The organism is Metasolibacillus meyeri (assembly GCF_003049505.1).
GTDB classification, from domain to species: domain Bacteria; phylum Bacillota; class Bacilli; order Bacillales_A; family Planococcaceae; genus Metasolibacillus; species Metasolibacillus meyeri.
The window spans coordinates 28,652-47,118 of the sequence record NZ_PYWN01000034.1 but is presented as its reverse complement, the minus strand read 5'-3'; the positions used below and the strand labels follow the sequence as shown (position 1 = coordinate 47,118).

Sequence of the window (18,467 nt, the reverse complement as noted above, 5' to 3'; positions counted from 1 at the left end):
TAGCCGTAAAAGCGCGATACAATCAGCAGAGGAATAGTTCCTCTAAATTGAAGTTTCACTTTATCATATCAAAAATTGATGTCTATCAACAATGAGGGGAAACAAATTTTAACTAATATACTAGGAGAAAACGATGCAACCACTCACCATCATACATAAACGCAATTTATTTATTTACTGTTCGCTCTTCCTTTGTTCCATATTCTTTGTTGCGCTCAATTTATTTGATATTGTGCACTATTCGCATTGCTATACATTATTAATGATTACGGTTGTAGCACTCATTGGACTTTTACTTTATAAAAAAGTACATGCGCGATTCGTTCAAGTTCTTTTAATTGTAACATGGAATACAGTGCTCATTATTTTAACAATCGACAGTGAACAATTATGGTTTTTATTTGGCTTTTTATATTTATTATTAATTATCAATGCTTATCAGTCCTATAGACTAAATACAACACTTACCATCATAATCGTTCTAGAAATCGCATTTATCGTTGCCTTAAAAAAATTCGATATTTATCTAGTATACCCTGTGCAAAGCCTTATTTTCTTTACAGTATTTTTATGTATCGTTGGCATTTTGCAAACGATTTACGTTCGAAAGCTTTGGCTTTATGAAGAAAAAAGAAATATGGATAAGCAGATGAAATTTTCCTCAGCCGAAGCTTATTTAAAGCTATTTTTTAACCACGCTGAAGATGCAATGGCGGTGTTCGATTTAAATAATAAAATCATCGAAGTAAATGCCGCCTTCGAAAAAATGTATGGTTGGACAAGAGAGGAATGTCTTGGTCAATCGCCACAGCTCGTAGCACCTGAAAATGCTGAAGCAGCACAGAATAGGTTTTTAAAACTGCTACAAGGTGAGCGCTTCCATTTACTTGAAACGAAAGATATGCGTAAAGATGGCTCTATATTTGATGCACAAATTTCGCTATCGCCTATTTATAATTCTGATGGAGATATGCTAGCCGTTTCAGTTATTTCACGTGACATTTCCTACCTAAAGGAAAATGAAAGGCTTACTTTGCAGTCAGAGAAATTAAAATTAGCTGGGGAAATAGCAGCAGGCGTAACGCATGAAATTCGTAATCCCATGACGGTCATATCAGGTTTTGTTCAAATGATGAATGAAGACCCACAATCGCCATACCACACCTATACAAATATTATTCAATCTGAAATCGAACGCATCGATTTAATTATTTCTGAATTTTTAGTGCTTTCTAAGCCTCTTGCTGAGCAAAAAAACAGATTGAATTTATCTGAAATAATCCAGGATATTATACTATTTTTTGAGTTTCAACTAGAGCAGCGCCAAATTCAATTAATTCAGCAGCTTAGCGAGGAAACATTGTTTATTTATGGCAATACGAATCAAATTAAACAAGTGTTTATTAATATTGTTAAAAATGCAATCGAAGCAATTGATCAAAACGGGACGATTACATTAATTAGCTGTCACGACCATCATTTTGCCTATATTGAAATTGCCGATACGGGCGAAGGTATTCCACACCATCTAATCGACTATGTCTTCGAGCCATTTTATACGACCAAAACGACTGGCACAGGTTTAGGCATGATGATTTCCAATAAAATTATTTGTGAACATGGCGGAACCATCCATCTTCACAGTGAAGAACACGTTGGGACAGCAATCACACTTAAAATCCCGCTTCACCACCTCAAAAAAGACGCATGAAATTTTCATGCGCCTTTCTTATTTTTCTAGTAGATCATTTCCTTTACTCTATTTGCTACTTCATCACTTTGCGAATCAATTTTACTTTTTGCTTATATGGCGGGAATAGTATATTTGTTGCTAGCTTTGTTGAACGCTGTAAAATCGCCTTTTGATGTGTAAAGCATTCAAAGCTTGCTTGCCCATGATAAGCGCCCATTCCTGATGGCCCTACACCACCAAATGGTAAATGCGTATTGCCTACATGTGCCATAATGTCATTGATACAGCCTCCACCAAATGGTAGCTCTTCTAGGAAATATTCACGTGCATTATCATTTTCCGTAAATAAATACGCTGCTAGAGGCTTTGGCAGACGACGAATTGCATGAATCGCATTTGCTAAATCATTATACGCCATAATAGGTAAAATCGGTCCAAATATTTCATCTTCCATTACTTTGCTATCCCAGTCAGCACCTTCGATAATTGTCGGCGCGATATATAAATCTTCTCGATTTACTGTGCCTCCAAACGTCACGCGTTCAGCATCTGCATCCAATATCGCCTTCAGCTTATCGAAATGACGCGTATGAATAATGCGACCATAATCATCACTTTGTTGCGGGTTTTCTCCGTAAAAGGCTGTAATCGTTTGCTTTAAAATTTTAATAAACTTTTTGTAAACAGAGCTATGCACCAAGATATAGTCAGGAGCGACGCATGTTTGTCCGTTATTCGTAAATTTCCCCCAAACAATACGCTTTGCTGCGACTTGTAAATTGGCAGTTTGATCAACAATTGCAGGGCTTTTCCCACCTAGCTCTAATACGATTGGCGTCAACCTTTCAGCAGCAGCACGCATAATCACCTTGCCAGTCGATACACTACCTGTAAAGAAAATAAAATCAAAAGATGCATGAATTAATGCCTCAACCTCTTCCTTCTCGCCCTCTACAACACGCACATAATTTTCTTCAAATGTTTCTTCAATAATTTTTTTGATTATTTTTGTTGTATAAACAGTGGCCTCAGACGGCTTAATAATAGCCGTATTACCACCGATAATTGCGCCGAGCAATGGCTCCATCACAAGCTGGAATGGATAGTTAAATGGTCCAATAATTAATACTACTCCATAGGGCTCACGGACAACATAGCTTTTGCCTGGTTGGAATTGAACAGGTGTTTTTGCAGTAATTGGTTTTGCCCATTCGTCAATATTTTTTACCATATGCGTAATGCTATCTAAGACGATGCCAATTTCTGTTGCATATGCTTCAAACTCACTTTTGTTCAAATCTAACTTTAAAGCCTCTGTAATTTCCTTTTCATACTTTTTAATTGTCTCTTTTAAATTTACCAATTGTTGCTTGCGAAATTCTAGATTTTTGGTAGCACGTGAAAAATGGTAACTACGCTGTGCTGTTATCATATTTTCTACATCTTGTACTGTAAAATTCATAAAAAACTTCCTCTCCATTTTTAATTTTTATGCATAATTTCATCATTGCCACACATATTAACTACTATAACGATTGCTCAATATCCTTTAAATTGATTAAAAATCAATGACAATTCGGGATGCTGTTTCGTTGAAGTATTGTTGTTGCTGCTATGTTTTCGCAACAATAAGAACTGATGCTATCGTACAAAACACACCTGTACCTACTGTTGTTGCCGCTTGGCTTTCGGTACAAAAGCATTTGTTCACCATTTAGAGAAATGGATACACTTTTTAAAATTTAAAGCGAATCAGTAAAACTAGATTTTTGTTATTCAATCTAGACATCCCTATTCAGTCGTTGTGCGTGTGGCATTCTTAAAGGAATTTTCCTTTTTTCAGCGAGCGTTTGGATATTTGCTGAATTTTGATAAATCAATCACACTATAATGTAGTTGTTCCTAAAGCAATCAAGAAATTTTTTCCGCAGCTACACTAGTTCAATGACTAAACTTAGGATAAGCATTCTCTTATTTATTTTTACATCGACAAGGAGGCAATTTCAATGATTATGACTGAAACATGGTGGGAAGCAATTTTTTCGGGACCTTTATCAATCGGTGTTAATGAACAAAAGCTGCTAGAACTTGAAGATGAATCATTTTTATATTTTACTATGCCGCCTTTACAACAAGAAGAACTGCAATCATTATAAAGTGAATTTTCAGTCCGTGGAAATTTTTGCACGTCCTTCACGGACTGTCTCCCCCTTCACTCCATTTCTAATTTTGAAGTAGAGGTCTTATACCTGCCACTTTATTTTCAATACAAAAAAACTGTTAATACGGGATGGAATTTCCCCTCAACATATAAAAGAGCTATCCAAAATGGACAGTTCTTTTTCTATATTTCATTGATTTTTTCTACAAAATCCCTTATAATTTGTCACTAGGTGCCAAACCTAGTGTATTAGTCGGAACAACTAGTACACACAAAAGACCCCTTTGAACGGCACGGATTGCTGTGGGGTCTTTTTCATATTCTTTCAAGTGTAAGGGATGGTTACAATGAAAAAGTTCGTTAACATTTACTTATTCTTATTAGTTGTTTTTATTATAGTCGGCATTTCAGGCTTTTCTTTCTCCAAAAATGAAAACCCTGAACAAGCCGTTGAAGAACTCGCTTTAGAAAATACACCAGGCTATGCAACGATGCGCACCATTGAGGAAATGACAAAGGACCAGCAACTGGAAAATGCGATTCTTGATATCCAAGTAACGCCAAAGCCAGATGGCGAAACGGTCATGCTCGAAATGCAAAGCTCCGAGTTTATGTCACTCGATACATTACTAAAGGATAGCTACAATATGCTCGTCAAAATAGCTGATGAATCACAAATTGCAGAATTCACATTTATTTGGCAGCAGCCTGTAAAAAATAAAAATCAAATTGCACTATCCATGACATTTGACCGTGCTGGGCTTGACCAGCTTTCCACAGTAACACATAATAATTTAGCTTCAATTGCAAAAAATTATGAGCAGCATTAAAAAAGCGAGGAATCTCCAGTTAGATTCCTCGCTTTTTCATTTTCATGAGCGAATATACAAGTTCAATAAGCGAGTTTCTCCATCTTATGAGCGAAACACGACTTTCGACTTATAATTTACGCAGGATTCACTTCTAGTTCAACTGAAATTTTAATGTCTTTTCCGACAAGCACGCCACCTGTTTCAAGTGCTGCGTTCCATGTTAAGCCAAATTCTTCACGATTGATTTTCGCTTCTGCTTCAAAGCCATATACTTCTTGTCCCCAAGGGTTTGTGCCTTTGCCGTTGAATTCCACTTCGAATGTGACAGGCTTCGTTACATCCTTAATTGTTAAGTCACCTGTTACTTTATAATCATCACCTGATTTTTCGACTGCCGTTGATTGGAATGTAATCGTTGGAAACTGCTCCGCATCAAAGAAATCTGCTGATTTTAAATGGTTATCACGATCTTCGTTACGTGTGTTAATGCTCGCTGTATCAATCGTAAATGAAATATTAGCAGTTGATAAGTCCGCCAAATCAGCCGCTTCAATTTGTGCTGAATAAGAATCGAATCCTCCTTTTACCTTTGATACCATCATGTGTTTTACGCTAAATCCGATACTTGAGTGTGATTGGTCTACTGTCCAGTTTGTCATAAATAAAACCCTCCTGTTTTTATCTCGAATTCAAGATATAGTTTAAAAATAAAGCAGCCTACAACTTGCATATCCCCTTTTTGTTTCGATGTTAAACATCATACAATAAGTTATATATGTAAAACGGCTGAACTTTATGACTTTCTATTTGTAATTTTAGTATAGTCCATGCTTTTCTGTGCGTCAACAAAAATATTTCGAATTCGAGATTTATTTTTCTACAACTATTTTTGCATGTACAACAAAACGTTCATGGTCATTTGGCGATGTCGTACATGTAGACAAGGTCATAATTTTGTCATTTGTTGTCACCGTAACAGGCATAGCGATTAGCGATTTTTGTTGAATTGTCTGCAAAAACTCTGCATATGACGCATCCGTAAATTCTGTTTCAATATAATAAAAATCAATTGTCGTCTCATAGGCAGCAAACACTTCAAGTCGATAGCTTACTTTCGGTGTTTCATAAATAAAATAAGAATGTGCTTCCGCATATTGCTGCTCAGCAAATTTCGCAAGCTCTCCAAACATTGTTCCATTGCGCATCACATGCCCATACAAAATCGTATGTCGCGCATCTACCCCATTACGATAATCCATAAACACGCTACCCGCACGGCTTTTTTCACCAGCATAATTATGAGATAAGTAAAAATCATTATTATCTGTTTGTAATATAGGGTTATCGAGCTGTGAGCCTTCTAAACGCAGCCAGCCAACAATGTCAGAATTGATTTTTTGCAACTCGATAAACTTTGTGTCGACCTCAACTTCTTCACTAGACGCCTCTTCATACACTTCCTGTACTTGCCGAAGCTCCTGCTCAACCTGCTTATAGCTATAAAAATAGCGTACAAGCCCTATAGTAGAAACAATAAAAACGATTATACAAATGGTTTGAATCACTTTCCCCTTCATATAATCGTCCTCCTTAAATACCGATTGGTACCATATACAAACCGAGCTCCGTATCTTCATGAAAAACTGCCTCAACGCCATATACGTCCTTTATCGTTTGCTTTGTAATAACATCATGTGGTGCGCCCTCTGCCACAATGCGCCCTGCGCTCATTAAAAGTATATGGTCACTGTAGCGAATCGCTTGGTTAATATCATGTAACACCATCACAATCGTTAAATCGTGCTGCTCATTCAATTCCTTCACTAGTTCTAACAGTTCTAGCTGATAATAAATATCTAAATAAGTTGTCGGCTCATCTAAGCATAATAGTTCGCTTTGCTGCGCTAATGCCATCGCAATCCATACACGCTGTCTTTCTCCACCTGATAATGCCGATAAATCGCAATCACGCTTTTCACTTAAACTTGTACATGCTAATGCCCAATCGACCGCTTGTTGATCTTTCGCTTCATTTTTTTTCATCAAGGAATGATAAGGTATACGCCCATAGCTCACAAGTTTTTCTACGGTCAAATCTTGCGGAATGTCATTTTGCTGATAAACAATCGCAAACTTTTGGGCAAATTCCTTTGGTTTATAATGAACTAAATCTTTATTATCCAACATCGCCTTGCCTTGTAACGGAGAATGATTGCGTGCCATTACATTTAATAACGTTGATTTGCCACAGCCATTCGGTCCAATAATCGTCGTTATTTTGCCACGCTGTATCGATGTTGATACATCTTGTAAATGCTGCTTTTTACCATCATGTGAGACCATAATTTTTTGCAATTCCACAACATCACCCTTTTCTCAGTAAAAATATTAAAAATGGCCCGCCAATAATCGCCATAATTGTTGAGGCAGGTATTTCTAACGGTGCAATCATTGTACGCCCGATTGTATCTGCTAATAAAATAATAAATGCACCAAGCAACGCTGTAAAAGGTAACAGCACTTTATGGTCATGTCCAACGATGCGACGTGCAATATGTGGTACAAGCAAGCCAACAAAGGCAATCACGCCTGCAACTACGACTGAGATGGCTGATAATAATACAGCAACTGCTGCAATTGCTAAACGTGCCAATGTTACGTTAAAGCCGATACTTTGTGCCGTTTTATCAGATAACGCGAGCACATTGCACCACGAGTACATGACAAATGCAAGCAGTAAGCCAATGGAGCCGTAAATCGCAAGTATCGTTACATCATCCCATGTTTTAAATGCTAGGCTTGAGCCAAGCACACTGCTAGCTGAAGCATTTAAAGAGCCCCCAAAGCTAATAAATGCTTCCGTTAGTCCAGTAAACATTGCATTGATGGCGATACCTACTAAAATTAAGCGCAATGGATTTAAGCCAGATTTCCAAGCGAGCGCAAATACTAAAAAGCATGCAATTGCTCCACCAATAAATGCAAAAATCGGTGTCATAAAAAACAATGTTGGCACAACAGACACGATAAATAGCTTCGTAAACGCTGCACCAGAAGAAATACCGATTACACCTGCATCAGCAAGCGGATTTCGCATAATGGCTTGCAATAAAGCACCTGCTACAGATAAAGCAGCACCCGCAAAAATAGCCACAATAATACGCGGGAAGCGCAAATCTCGAATCGCCGCCATCGTTTCATTGTTCACATCAAATAATGCGCTTATAAATTCCCAAAATCCCATTTTAATGCTGCCTGTTGTTGCAGCGAAAATCGCTGTCACTACTAAGAGTATAGCAATGACAACAGTGCTAATTATTTTTTTCATTACGCCACAACACCTTACTGTTCATAAAAGATTTCGATTAAATGTTGCAATGCCTCCGACATATTTAATGCCGCTGTCGTACCAAATAATTCCTCATCTAAATCATATACACGATTATTTTTTACCGCATTAAAATGCTTCCACACATCATTCGTTTTAAATTCCTCATCAAACATTTTAATTACTTCATCTGGCATCCCATGTGCCATACGTAAAATAATATCAGGATTGCTATTGTATAAATGCTCTGTATTCGATGCTAAATACTCCGCTTCCTGACCAGTCATCACATTGACAGCGCCAGCTCTCTTCACTAAATCCCCTGCATAAGAGTGCTCCGTTGCAACTAAATAACTACCTGGTACACCTAGTAAAATTAGCACGCTCGGCTGCTCATGTTCACTCGCAATGTTCTCAACTTGTGCCATTTCATTTTTCAACTTGTCAATTAGCACCTTCGCCTGCTCTATACGATTATAGCGATTCCCTAGCTCCTCAATTTCAGAAAGCATCGTGTCGATACTCGTTAAATCAACAAAATCGACAGGAACGTTCAACTGTTCAAATATTGGTGCTAAATCATATTCCAATGTTGAAACAGATAATACCTCTGTCGGATTTAGCGATTTAATGATTTCCATATCAGGCTGCATCGCATTGCCGATAGACGGTAAGCCCTCGAAGCGAGTAGGCAACTGCTTTACTGTATCTGGTACAGCAATTGCTTCAAGCTCTAACTGATCCATAATATCTGCTACCACAACTGTTCCAGCTACAATGCGGTAATCCTCTTGTGGCTTTTCCTCTGTAGCAATGTCTTTTTGCTGCTCTGGTTCCTCTTCTTTATTACCGCAAGCAGCAAGCAACATAATCGCTACAAGCAATAAAAATGCTACGTATTTTTTCATGTTTAGCTTCCTTTCTTTTGTTTTACCTTGATTCAATGGGCGGATTGTTTCTTAGCTTGATATACACCCGCTGAATCAAGATAACAACAGCGGCTCCCCCTCATAAATTGAGAGGAAGCCAGCTCTTTACACTATTCTCTTAAGATTCTAACATATAAAGTGTATTTAAAATAACTTTTGCCATTTGGCTACGTGTTAACGTGTTAGTTGGGTTAAACTTGCCTTCATGACCAGTCATAATGCCTAATGCATTTAACTCAGCAATCGCTGTTTCCACTTCTTTATTTGAAGTTTTTACATCGCTAAACGGCACTTTTGCACCAGTCGCTTTATAGCCTGCGTTCTCTAAAACGCGGTAAATAATAACCGCTGCTTGTTGACGTGTAATGTCTTGTGTTGGTGCAAACGTTGTAGCAGATGTACCATTCATAATGCCTGAAGCGCTTAATGCATTCACAGCTTTTTGTGTTTCTGCATCAAAGCTTGTTACATCTGTAAATGGATTTTTCGCCGTTGTGTCTAGCTCTAAGTAACGGTTTAACATTAAAGCAAATTGTGAGCGTTTTACTTTACCATTCGGATTGAATTTGTCTGCTTCCTTGAACAGACCGATAGAATATAATGCTACGATATTTCCATAGTCACCTAACTTCGTAATATCTGTAAATGGATTTTTCTTACCACCAAATTGTAATTGCACAGGATATACAGAATCATACTTTACAGGACCAGCATCTACTGATACATCAACTGTCGCTGTATAAACTGCGTCTAAGTTTGTCGTTTCAATTGTATAAATTTTTGTTGTGTTATCGCCAGCTTCAACAACTTTTTCGTCAGCAATTGTTGCGCCTTGAATAGTCAATTTATTTAAATATTGACCTTGTACAAATGTTAAATCTACCAGGAAGTTATTTTCTGTTTCTGTCACTGTTACAGTCGGTTTTACATATGTCGCCATTACAGAAATTTCATTTGTTTTGTCTTTGTAAATGTATAGTGGAAGCTCTTCTCCTGCTTCTACAGGCTGCTCAACATTTGGTGTTTCTTCTGTTACTTCTGGTAATTCAAGATTCGCTGTATCGATTGCAAAGCCGAATTGATACCATTTATCCATATTCGCAGCAGCTACAACAACATGAATTTCTGCTTCTACTAAATCGCTAATTGAGTTAATTGCGAAGTTATAAACCTTTTTGCCTTCTTCTGATACTAGTTCCGCCTCTGCACCAGCCACTTTTAAGTCAGCAATCATCGGGCTACCTTTTTCAGTAACTGTTAATTGTACTGAATATTTTCCATCTTTAACAATTAATTTTGCATCTTTTTCAAGATGATTTGAAATTGCCGCATAGCCACCTTTGTTTGTTTTTGGGTCATATGCATCAAATGTAATGGCATATTCGCCATCTTTAACTTGCTTGAATGTTTTACCTGGTACAAATTCTACCTTTTCTTCTGGTGCTGTCTCAGGTGCTTTAATTGTTGTTGGGTCTAGTGTTAATTCAAATGATGTTGGAATTTCTTTATCCCCAACCTTTACTGTACCTTCACCTTTTACTGTACCGCCTGGGCGTTCCACAGGAATAAGAATTACTTTTTGTCCATTTACTTCTTGGATAACGTTTTCACCGTTCACTTCTACTTTTGTTAACATATTCATAACAGTAGCATCTGCTGATAGTTGAATCGCAAATTTGCCGCCGTCAATAATTAATGTAGCTGGTCCTTTTACGTATTTCGCCAATTGCTGTGTCGTATCTGTAATTGTGAAATCAATTGTATATTTGCCATCTGGCATAGAGCGTGATGGTGTTGTTTCAGCTGCTGAAGCTGCTACTGCTGGTATGATTGCTGATGTTGCTAATACTGAAGCTAAAGCAATTTTTGAAGTGCGAGATTGAAATTTTGACATGTAGTATTTCCCCCAAAGGATTAATTTTTTTGTCTTACTTTATAAAATACAAGCGCCGAAGCAATAAGCATGAAGATGAAAAGGTATGGTAGTGAGTCACTTGTTTGCGGATTCTCTACTTGCTCATTCACACTCACAGATTCGTCAGCTTTATTTCCGTTACTGCCAGCATTTGAAGCGTTTTGTGTCTTACTTGTATTTTTAACAACTTTTGATGATTCCGTATTCGCTTGCGTATTTTGTTCTTTTGCTTGTGGAATGCTTGTTGCATCAAATACAAAATCAACACTGTAACCATGATGATAATTAATATCATCGATATCGATTTTCATTGCTACTGTTACGGGGTTTGATAAATTTGCTACAGCAAATTGCACAACGCGCGTATCAGCACCTGCATTTTGACTAATAACTGTCGCGCCACCTGGTGGGGTAAATTCCGTTACCCATGCACTATTTTTAATCGTCAATTGTACAGTCGCCTTGCCATTTTTCACAATGACTTGAGCAGGCTTTAAAAAATAATCGTTCGCCATAGAAGCCGAAATACTGCTTGGCTTATTTACCTGATACGGAATGTTATATGTTCCATCAGCCAATTGTGCATGAGAGTAGTTAGGTGCAAGTAGAAATGCTCCTAACATAAGCACAAAAAGACTTAGAAAAAGCTTTTTCACAGCTTTAGTCCTCCTATAAATAATTATTTCCTCCACAATTATGACACAAATGAGGATTATTCTCAATTAGAATTTATCAATTCAATGAATTGTCATAATATCAAGTTGAAAGTCTACATTGGTGTTATCTATAAAATAGACAAACGCCCCATTTTTCAAACAGCCGTCGCTACGATTACTTCACAGCATCCTCATGAAATTGCTTGCCATCAAAATAGCCTTCATGTGCCCATATATGAAGCTGCTCTTCTTTTGCCTTTGCTTGAATTTCATTCAACTCTGCTTCTAGTGTGTTATTGGGTTTATTCATATAGCGCATAACCGCAAGCCCATTTTTCAATAAAGACTCCTGTAATAGCACATCATCTATATAAATATAGGCGAGAAGTCGATCGTATTTATCTGTTTCTGGGCCAACATCAAAAAGCAATTCGATTTTCGATGCATTTTTTAGCAAATTTTCCGTAAATGCTTTTGCATCTTCCGCATAAGGCATTGGTTGTCCTGTATCATAGTTCATTTCAGGTGTATCTACCATTAATAGACGGACTTTACGCTTTTCTCCATTCATTTCTATACTGAATGTGTCACCATCATTGATAGATAGAAATTTTACGGGCTGTAGCTGATTCCCCGTAACTTCTTGTGCATATTGTGCAGAAATATTAGCTGACTGCGTTTCTAGTGTTGTATTCTCCTCTTGCTGTGTTTGGGGTATGTTCGTTTCTTCTTCTTTGTCCTTCGGGTCTGGACTAAATATTAAATAAAGTGCAACTGCTATAATAATTGTGCCACTTGTAATAAGTGTTTTAATATCTGTTGGTTTCATAATCGTGTTGTTCCTTTCTTAAATTAACATCCTTCCTATTTTATCAAATATTCCTTCTGATAAAAATGTCTGAAAAAAGGCTTTTTCCGTTGAAAAATTAGTCAAAGAAAAAACCGAGCTACACTATGAAACTCTCACTTGGAATGTTTCATAGCAGCTCAGGCTTTTAATTGCTGAATCAAGTTAAATATCCTCAGTCGATTTCGGCTGTGGACCTAGTATCTTCGGTGAAATTGCTGCAAATGTTTCGCCTTCTTCCTCTAAGTCACGCATGCGGTGAGCAATACGTGATGCTGCACTAGCCGCAACACTCGCCACTAAGTCATCTAAAAATGTATGAACAGATCCACCTATTTTTGTATCCAATTTATTAATAATACCAATTTTTTTCTTATCTAAATGACCAAATGTCGTCACAGCGATACTTCCATAAGTAAATACTGAACCTAAGGCGATTGTTTCATCAACACCAAATAACCCTTCATCTGAACCAACAATTGATTGTAATGGCTCTGATAGCATTTTCTTTTCTGCTAGTTCATCTAGCTCAACTCCAACTAATATCGCATGCTGTACTTCACGTTTGTGTAGCACTCGCTCAACTGATTTAACACAATGTTCCATTAGTAAGCCTTCATTATAAGGGCTTTGCATTTCATAAACGATTTCTGCAATATCTTCGACTGTTACTCCTCTACGCTCTAGAGCAGAAAAAGTAGCAGCTGTTACTTTTTCGGAATGAACACGAACTGTTTGATTATGCATATTCTACACCTCTATTAATGTTTTTTCTTCCTACACCATATTACACCTTTCGAGGGGATTATGATACAATTTCGTTACATCTAACTTGAGAAGGAATGAGTGTTTTGGATAAAGGAACAGTAAAGGACTTAAATTTTTATAGTGACGCACTTCAGGAAGAACTACAGCTACTTGTTTATATTCCGGCAAATTATTCGCCCCTATATAAATATAATTTACTCATTGCAACAGACGGTAAAGACTATTTTCAATTAGGTGGTATTACACGCCTTGCCGATGAATTAATCGACAATTACGAAATGGAAAACACGATTATTGTAGGTGTTCCATATAAAAATGTGGAGGATCGTCAAAAAAAATATATTCCCTCTGGCGAACAACATGAAGCTTTTTTACGCTTTTTAGCACATGAGCTTGTACCTTATTTAGACGAAAATTATGCAACCTTCCAGCTTGGTCAAACGCGTGGCATGATTGGTGATTCCATGGCTGCGACAGCCGCATTAATGGTTGCTTTAAAATATCCAAATGTTTTTGGTAAAGCCATTTTACAGTCGCCCTATGTCGATGAGCTAGTGCTTAAAACTGTAGCAAATGCTGCAAATTATAGCGCAATATCCATTTATCATATTATTGGTAAAGGTGAGGATAAAGTCATTACAACGAGCAAGGAAGTAAAGAATTTCCTTACACCGAATAGAACACTCCATCAATTATTTCTTGAAAAAAACTTTCCTACTTTTTATGAGGAATTTGACGGAGACCACACTTGGAAACATTGGAAGCCCGACTTGAGACGAGCACTTATAGAAAATTTCGGATAAAAACGGCGTAATAAATGTAGTAAATACTTAAATTCTGTTATACTTATCATGGAGAATAAAATTGAATTGTTTCGGGAGGTTTTGAATTTGAAGTATGGTATCGTTGCTTTTCCTTCTAAAAATTTACAAGATTTAGCGAATAATTATCGTAAACGCTATGATCCACATTATGCACAAATCGCACCTCATATAACATTAAAGGATGCGTTTGAAGCTGATGAAAGCGCAGTGCAGGACATTGCCGCCAAGTTAACAGAGGTAGTTGCTAATTTCGCTCCTTTAAAAATCCATGCATCACGTATTAGCTCGTTTTTCCCTACGACGAATGCTATTTATTTCCGCATTGAGCCCACAGAGCAGTTAGCAAATATTCAAAATGCTATTCAAGAAAATGTTACTTTTGGAGAACAAAAACATGTTTTTGTTCCACATATTACAATTGCTCAAAAGCTAACAGCCTCTGAGCATGATGATATTTTAGGTCAGATGCGTATGGTTGGTGTTGATGTACAGGAAGAAATTCAGCAAATCCATTTAGTACAAGAACAAGATGGCAAATGGGAAATCATTGAATCATTTAGACTTAATGGAGCTGAATAAGATAATGTTTGAAGTACACTCTGCACTAACCGAAGAACAATTACAGCGTGCGTTTGATATCCGCACAAAAGTATTTGTAGAAGAACAAGGCGTACCCATCCACCTTGAACTAGATGAATACGATAAAACCTCGGATCATTTTATCGTAATGGATGGTGAACGAACAATCGCCGCGGCACGTTTAAGAGAATATGAGCCGCTTGTAGGGAAAGTTGAACGCGTTTGTGTATTAAATGAATACCGCGGACAGCGACTAGGAATTTTATTAATGGAACAAATCGAACAAGCAGCAAAAGAAAAGAGCTGGAAAAAATTAAAGCTCAATGCGCAAAGCTATGCGATTCCATTTTATGAAAAACTACAATATACAGTAACATCTCCAGAGTTTTTAGATGCAGGCATTCCACATCGCGCAATGGAGAAATCAATTTAATCTAAACAGGGTGTCTAAAATGTAGCATAACACGCTACTTTTTAGACACCCTTTTGCTGTTTTATTCCACGTTTTTGAGGTTTCATTCTACGTTGCAAAAAATCAGCTATCAGAACAGCTTATAGCTGTTCTGATAGCCTAGTTTTCTAGCGCATCATTCGCTCAATTTTGCTTAAATCAAGTGATTTGCCATCTTTTAAAATCGATTGTACAATTTGTTCTTCCAACTGCGGTGACACTTTACGTTTTGCTACTTTGCTAACCTTTTGTACAATTTTTCTTACTTGTTTTTCACTAGAGAAATCTGCATATTGTATGGCGCGAGCTAATGCGAAGACCTCATCCATTTCAACACCGGTTTTTCGCTCGAACTGTTTAAAAAAACCCTTATCCATTGCTCGCCCTCCTTAATAAAATGCAGTACCAACAATAATTAGTAGAATAAATAATACGACGATTAACACAAATGTTGAGCCGTAGCCACCGCCTCCACCGCAATAATCTGGTTGCACATTTCCACATTGATTCCATCCGTATCCAGACATGAATAACCCCTCCTTTCTACAGTGTAGTTTATGCTAAGCCAACTGTCATAGGAGGGGTAAATGCCCTAATTCACTTTTCCTTTTGAATGAAAAATAAGTGCCGCAATAAAACCGAAAATAATTGCCGCGCTAATACCTGAGCTCGTCACCTCAAACATCCCTGTCACGACTCCGACTAAGCCATGCTTTTCTGCCTCTGCTAGCGCACCATGTGTTAACGCATTACCAAATGAAGTAATTGGAATCGTCGCACCTGCACCCGCAAAATCAATCAATGGCTCATATAAACCAAATCCATCTAAAATAGCGCCTGCTACAACTAATGTCGACAGCGTATGCGCTGGTGTCAACTTGGCAACATCCATTAACAGCTGCCCAATTACACAAATGATGCCTCCAACTAAAAACGCAAAAATAAAAGTATACATCGATCTCCCTCAATTCATTGCAATTTCAATCGCATGGGCTGTACATGGTATCGTTTCTCCTTGCTGATAGGACATCGGAGATAATAAAGCACCTGTCGCTACGAGCAAAACACGTTTATAACGTCCTGTCATAAATTGACTTAAAACATAGCTATAATATACTGCCGCTGAGCATCCCGCTCCGCTTGCGCCAGCTTGAAAGGCTTGGTCATCCCCGTAAAATTCAGCACCTGCATCACGAATTCGCTGTAATTCATCATTTTTAATCCCATCCTCAGCTAACATCGCCTTTATCAGCTTCAATCCAATCTTCCCTAAATCGCCTGTCATCACCATATCGTAGTCGCTTAACTTTTGCTTTCGATGTTGTAAATGCTTTTTAATCGTGTCATAAGCAGCCGGCGCCATTGCACCACCCATATGGAATGGATCTGTTTCCTTATAGTCAATCACTTTGCCAACTGTAGCCGCCACCATATAAGGAAAATCCGGTTGATGTTGACCAACTAATGCATAGCCTGCTGCGGTTACCGTCCATTGTGCCGTTGCAGGCTTCTGCGCACCATAATCCACTGGATAGCGAAATTGACGCTCTGTCGCATTATGTTGGCTTGACGAACCAGCAATTGCTAGCTTTGATGCACCTAACTCGGTTAATAAGCCAGCAATAATGACAGATGAAACAGATGTCGCACACGCTGAAAACATCCCGATAAAAGACACCGCTAATTCTCGCGCTGCAAAATTGGTTGGCGTCATTTGGTTAACCAAATCACCGCTTAAAAAATAATCGATATCTAAATTTTTTATTTTTGCCTTGTCCAGCACGAGCTGACAAGTGTTCGTAATCAAGCGTGTTTGTCCTTGCTCATTCGTCTTTTCTTGAAAACGTTCATCATCTGCTATTAAATCAAAATAAGAACGGAAGACACTCCTCGCCTCTAACGGGCCAACTGCCGCGGCTCCAGCTAATAAAGCTGGCTTCGTCTGAAAGATAATTACCATGTGACAACCCCCAGCATAACGAGCACCGTCTTCACTAAAGCGACAACAAAAGCAGACACTGTACCAAATACAATAACAGAGCCAGCTAGCTTAAACATATTGCTACCTACACCTAATACATAGCCTTCTGTTCGATGCTCGATAGCGGCAGAAACAACAGCATTACCAAAACCTGTCACAGGGACTGCGCTACCAGCACCTGCAAATTGTCCTAGTTTTCTATATAACCCAAAGCCAGTCAAAAGCATTGAAATAAAGATCATTGTTGCAACGGTTGGATTGCCAACTGTTTTTTCAGTAAAGTCGAAAAAAATCATATAAAAGAAGGAAATGGCTTGACCAATAACACATATAAACCCACCGACAAAAAATGCCTTTAAGACATTCACGACGTATGGTGGTGTTGGTGTCATTTGCTGTTCAATCGTTTCATATTGAGATTCCTTCATTATGTTTCCTCCTTCGCTAATTTCTTTAACTTCTCTATTTTTTCAGTGACCTTCTGCTCATTTTGTTCTGCCATTAATTTATCTGCTTCCCATAGCAGCTTGAAGTCTGAAGAAACAAGTACATCATTATGTTCCCATTTTTTCTCCAATTCTTTTTGTAAATTACGTGCAATTTTTTGTTCTTTAAATGCGTGCAACGGCTTTACTTCAATTGCGACAAGTATATCATTGCCAGCAACAATTATTTTAGCTTTATGAATGTTATTCATTTTCTCAATTTCTTGCTTAATTTCTATTGTTTTTGCATCCTGCTCATCATATGCGACAATCCGTTCTTTCGCGCCACAGGCAGATAGTAAGAGCACACATATTACCACACTAAAAAAACGCCTTACCATTTCATGCCTCCTTCTTTTCTTTGTCTATATACATCATTCATTTCATCTAGTATGAGCAGATTTTTTTACTTTATACAAAAAATAGGCATTCATTTCTATGCGAACGCCCTGTTCATTTAAGAATCAGCTCATATTGTAGAGAGAACTTATATTAGGAGGTGAAAGAGTATGGGTTGTGGTAAACCAGTTAGCCCAAGCTCTAGTAAAGGTTGCGTTTGCGAAGTAGTTCGTGCGATTTTAGACATTCAAAATCAATCTGTGCGTGACGAATGCTCTCGTTGTACAACAAATTGCTTTTTGGAGCCTTTAGGTGGCATCGTTAGCCCAGGAAGATCAAATGTAGACACACGAGTATTTATGTTATTAACAAAAAACGGCACACCATTCGTCGCTACATTTAGCGTAGATGACTGTATGGACTGTGCATCTGTCTTTTTCCGCGTAGAAGATGTATTCGATGATTGCTGTGCAACATTACGTGTATTATTGCCATTAGACCGTGGTGGCGATACAGTTGATTTATTAAATAGCGATGGTACAGCTGTATCATTGCGCGCTATTTGTGATGTAACAAACTTTGCTGTCACAGATAGCTGTATTACAGTTGACTTAAATTGCTTCTGTGCTGTACAGTGTGTAGCCGATGTGAATTTAGGCATTTGTAACTAATTGCTTGAGTGCCAGGCACCCAAACAAT

Annotated in this window: 23 protein-coding genes; 7 read left to right on the top strand and 16 right to left on the bottom strand. The window is 37.9% G+C overall.

Translation table 11 applies throughout. From position 1 onward, the window contains the following. Positions 1–133: 133 nt before the first annotated feature. Positions 134–1,711 (top strand): PAS domain S-box protein, encoded by a 1,578-nt coding sequence (locus C9J34_RS05415; RefSeq protein WP_107838845.1) that lies wholly within the window; start codon positions 134–136, stop codon positions 1,709–1,711. Positions 1,712–1,766: 55 nt separating this feature from the next. Here C9J34_RS05415 and C9J34_RS05410 read toward each other — a convergent pair whose 3' ends face one another. After that, entirely contained in the window at positions 1,767–3,155 is a 1,389-nt protein-coding gene (locus C9J34_RS05410; protein ID WP_107838844.1) for an aldehyde dehydrogenase, read from the bottom strand. Positions 3,156–3,699: 544 nt separating this feature from the next. Between C9J34_RS05410 and C9J34_RS21835 the strand changes: the two genes are divergently transcribed. Both C9J34_RS21835 and C9J34_RS05405 read left to right on the top strand, forming a co-directional pair. Next, positions 3,700–3,849, top strand: a complete 150-nt coding sequence (locus tag C9J34_RS21835) for a hypothetical protein (protein ID WP_193768897.1) — start codon at positions 3,700–3,702, stop codon at positions 3,847–3,849. A 352-nt stretch (positions 3,850–4,201) separates the two neighbouring features. Next, a complete protein-coding gene (locus tag C9J34_RS05405) occupies positions 4,202–4,684 on the top strand; it encodes a hypothetical protein (protein WP_107838843.1) in 483 nt (160 codons plus the stop codon). 116 nt (positions 4,685–4,800) lie between these two features. Here the strand turns inward: C9J34_RS05405 and C9J34_RS05400 are convergent, their stop codons facing one another. The 9 genes from C9J34_RS05400 to C9J34_RS05360 form a co-directional block, all read right to left on the bottom strand. Continuing rightward, positions 4,801–5,325 carry a YceI family protein gene (locus C9J34_RS05400; protein WP_107838842.1) on the bottom strand — a complete coding sequence of 175 codons (525 nt, stop codon included), beginning with the start codon at positions 5,323–5,325 and terminating at the stop codon, positions 4,801–4,803. A gap of 210 nt (positions 5,326–5,535) precedes the next feature. Then, on the bottom strand, positions 5,536–6,243 hold the full coding sequence (srtB, locus tag C9J34_RS05395; protein WP_193768896.1) for a class B sortase: 708 nt from the start codon (positions 6,241–6,243) through the stop codon (positions 5,536–5,538). 13 nt (positions 6,244–6,256) lie between these two features. Further along, positions 6,257–7,027: an ABC transporter ATP-binding protein gene (locus C9J34_RS05390; RefSeq protein ID WP_107838840.1), complete on the bottom strand. Its 771-nt coding sequence runs from the start codon at positions 7,025–7,027 to the stop codon at positions 6,257–6,259. Between the two features lie 4 nt (positions 7,028–7,031). Then, a complete protein-coding gene (locus C9J34_RS05385; RefSeq protein WP_107838839.1) occupies positions 7,032–7,994 on the bottom strand; it encodes a FecCD family ABC transporter permease in 963 nt (320 codons plus the stop codon). A gap of 14 nt (positions 7,995–8,008) precedes the next feature. Next, a complete protein-coding gene (gene isdE, locus C9J34_RS05380; RefSeq protein ID WP_107838838.1) occupies positions 8,009–8,902 on the bottom strand; it encodes a heme ABC transporter substrate-binding protein IsdE in 894 nt (297 codons plus the stop codon). A gap of 139 nt (positions 8,903–9,041) precedes the next feature. Next, positions 9,042–10,817, bottom strand: a complete 1,776-nt coding sequence (locus tag C9J34_RS05375; protein ID WP_107838837.1) for an NEAT domain-containing protein — start codon at positions 10,815–10,817, stop codon at positions 9,042–9,044. Positions 10,818–10,837: 20 nt separating this feature from the next. Further along, positions 10,838–11,494: a heme uptake protein IsdC gene (isdC, locus tag C9J34_RS05370; RefSeq protein WP_238600573.1), complete on the bottom strand. Its 657-nt coding sequence runs from the start codon at positions 11,492–11,494 to the stop codon at positions 10,838–10,840. 175 nt (positions 11,495–11,669) lie between these two features. Further along, positions 11,670–12,323 carry a thermonuclease family protein gene (locus C9J34_RS05365; RefSeq protein ID WP_107838836.1) on the bottom strand — a complete coding sequence of 218 codons (654 nt, stop codon included), beginning with the start codon at positions 12,321–12,323 and terminating at the stop codon, positions 11,670–11,672. Positions 12,324–12,506: 183 nt separating this feature from the next. Beyond that, positions 12,507–13,088, bottom strand: coding sequence for a phosphatidylglycerophosphatase A family protein (locus tag C9J34_RS05360; protein ID WP_107838835.1), 582 nt, complete (start codon positions 13,086–13,088; stop codon positions 12,507–12,509). A gap of 104 nt (positions 13,089–13,192) precedes the next feature. On the opposite strand from C9J34_RS05360, the gene C9J34_RS05355 reads away from it, so the two are divergent. The 3 genes from C9J34_RS05355 (at position 13,193) to C9J34_RS05345 (ending at position 14,945) form a co-directional block, all read left to right on the top strand. Continuing rightward, complete coding sequence (locus C9J34_RS05355; protein ID WP_107838834.1) at positions 13,193–13,912, top strand: alpha/beta hydrolase; 720 nt, start codon at positions 13,193–13,195, stop codon at positions 13,910–13,912. Positions 13,913–13,999: 87 nt separating this feature from the next. Next, a complete protein-coding gene (locus C9J34_RS05350; protein WP_107838833.1) occupies positions 14,000–14,512 on the top strand; it encodes a 2'-5' RNA ligase family protein in 513 nt (170 codons plus the stop codon). Positions 14,513–14,516: 4 nt separating this feature from the next. After that, positions 14,517–14,945 (top strand): GNAT family N-acetyltransferase, encoded by a 429-nt coding sequence (locus tag C9J34_RS05345; RefSeq protein WP_107838832.1) that lies wholly within the window; start codon positions 14,517–14,519, stop codon positions 14,943–14,945. Between the two features lie 146 nt (positions 14,946–15,091). Here the strand turns inward: C9J34_RS05345 and C9J34_RS05340 are convergent, their stop codons facing one another. The 6 genes from C9J34_RS05340 to C9J34_RS05315 all read right to left on the bottom strand — a co-directional run bounded on the left by C9J34_RS05340 (position 15,092) and on the right by C9J34_RS05315 (position 17,770). Further along, positions 15,092–15,340 carry a stage VI sporulation protein F gene (locus tag C9J34_RS05340; RefSeq protein WP_107838831.1) on the bottom strand — a complete coding sequence of 83 codons (249 nt, stop codon included), beginning with the start codon at positions 15,338–15,340 and terminating at the stop codon, positions 15,092–15,094. A 12-nt stretch (positions 15,341–15,352) separates the two neighbouring features. Further along, positions 15,353–15,490 carry a YjcZ family sporulation protein gene (locus tag C9J34_RS05335; RefSeq protein ID WP_107838830.1) on the bottom strand — a complete coding sequence of 46 codons (138 nt, stop codon included), beginning with the start codon at positions 15,488–15,490 and terminating at the stop codon, positions 15,353–15,355. A gap of 65 nt (positions 15,491–15,555) precedes the next feature. Then, the gene (gene spoVAE, locus C9J34_RS05330; RefSeq protein WP_107838829.1) at positions 15,556–15,918 is read right to left on the bottom strand and encodes a stage V sporulation protein AE; all 363 of its coding nucleotides are present in this window, start codon (positions 15,916–15,918) and stop codon (positions 15,556–15,558) included. A gap of 9 nt (positions 15,919–15,927) precedes the next feature. Continuing rightward, a complete protein-coding gene (locus tag C9J34_RS05325; protein WP_107838828.1) occupies positions 15,928–16,923 on the bottom strand; it encodes a beta-ketoacyl-[acyl-carrier-protein] synthase family protein in 996 nt (331 codons plus the stop codon). Further along, positions 16,917–17,372 (bottom strand): stage V sporulation protein AC, encoded by a 456-nt coding sequence (spoVAC, locus tag C9J34_RS05320; RefSeq protein ID WP_107838827.1) that lies wholly within the window; start codon positions 17,370–17,372, stop codon positions 16,917–16,919. Before spoVAC ends, C9J34_RS05325 begins: the two co-directional genes overlap by 7 nt. Further along, entirely contained in the window at positions 17,372–17,770 is a 399-nt protein-coding gene (locus C9J34_RS05315) for a YhcN/YlaJ family sporulation lipoprotein (RefSeq protein ID WP_107838826.1), read from the bottom strand. Before C9J34_RS05315 ends, spoVAC begins: the two co-directional genes overlap by 1 nt. Before the next feature lie 168 nt (positions 17,771–17,938). Here C9J34_RS05315 and C9J34_RS05310 point away from each other — a divergent pair, with 168 nt between their 5' ends. Beyond that, positions 17,939–18,439: a CotY/CotZ family spore coat protein gene (locus C9J34_RS05310; RefSeq protein WP_107838825.1), complete on the top strand. Its 501-nt coding sequence runs from the start codon at positions 17,939–17,941 to the stop codon at positions 18,437–18,439. Positions 18,440–18,467: the final 28 nt, after the last annotated feature.